Source organism: Streptomyces sichuanensis (assembly GCF_020328095.1).
Classification (GTDB): domain Bacteria; phylum Actinomycetota; class Actinomycetes; order Streptomycetales; family Streptomycetaceae; genus Streptomyces; species Streptomyces cinnamoneus.
In genome coordinates this window covers 1-1016 of sequence record NZ_JAIXMK010000268.1, presented here as the reverse complement: position 1 = coordinate 1016, position 1016 = coordinate 1, and the positions used below count along the sequence as shown (strand labels likewise).

1 pseudogene is annotated in these 1016 nt (G+C 75.7%); it reads right to left on the bottom strand.

Features of this window, described 5'->3' with window-relative positions:
* Nucleotides 1–1016 (bottom strand): annotated as a pseudogene (locus tag LE181_RS31880) (DEAD/DEAH box helicase); the annotation flags it as partial.

The window sequence follows — 1016 nt, the reverse complement described above, 5'->3', positions numbered from 1 at the left end:
CGACCGTCTCCGCAACCTCGGCGGCCTTCTTGGCAACCGTGCGGGTGCGCTTGGGCTTGGCCTCGACCTCGGTCTCGGCGACCGGCGCGGCGGCGGCCTTCTTGGCGGCCGTGCGGGTGCGCTTCGGCTTCGCCTCGGCCTCGACGGCCTCAGCAACCTCGACCGCCTCGGCGACCTTCTTGGCACGCGTGCGCTTCGGCTTCACCTCAGCGGCCTCGGCGACCTCCGCGACCTCGGCGGTCTCGACGGCCTTCTTGGCGCGGGTCCGCTTCGGCTTCGCCTCGGCGGCCTCGACCGTCTCCGCAACCTCGGCGGCCTTCTTGGCAACCGTGCGGGTGCGCTTGGGCTTGGCCTCGACCTCGGTCTCGGCGACCGGCGCGGCGGCGGCCTTCTTGGCGGCCGTGCGGGTGCGCTTCGGCTTGGCCTCGGCCTCGACGGCCTCAGCAACCTCGACCGCCTCGGCGACCTTCTTGGCACGCGTGCGCTTCGGCTTCACCTCAGCGGCCTCGGCGACGTCCGCGACCTCGGCGGTCTCGACGGCCTTCTTGGCGCGGGTCCGCTTCGGCTTCGCCTCGGCGGCCTCGACCGTCTCCGCAACCTCGGCGGCCTTCTTCGCCGTCGTGCGGGTGCGCTTCGGCTTGGCCTCGGCCTCGACCTCGGTCTCGGCGACCGGCGCGGCGGCGGCCTTCTTGGCAGCCGTGCGGGTGCGCTTCGGCTTCGCCTCGGCAGCCTCGACCGTCTCCGCGACCTCGGCGGTCTCCACGGCCTTCTTCGCCGCCGTGCGCGTCCGCTTCGGCTTGGTCTCGACGACCGGCTCCGCGGCCTCGACCGTCACCTCGGGCTCCGCCGCGCGGGCGGCCGGCACGGAGGCGATCACTGCCTCGGCGGCCTCGACGACCTCCGTGGCCGTGGCGACGACGCTCGCCGCGGCGGTCGTCCCCGACGCGCCGCGCGTGCGGCGGCGCCGCGAACGGGCCGGGGCCTCCGGCTCGGCGGCCGCGGGGGCGGCCTCGGTC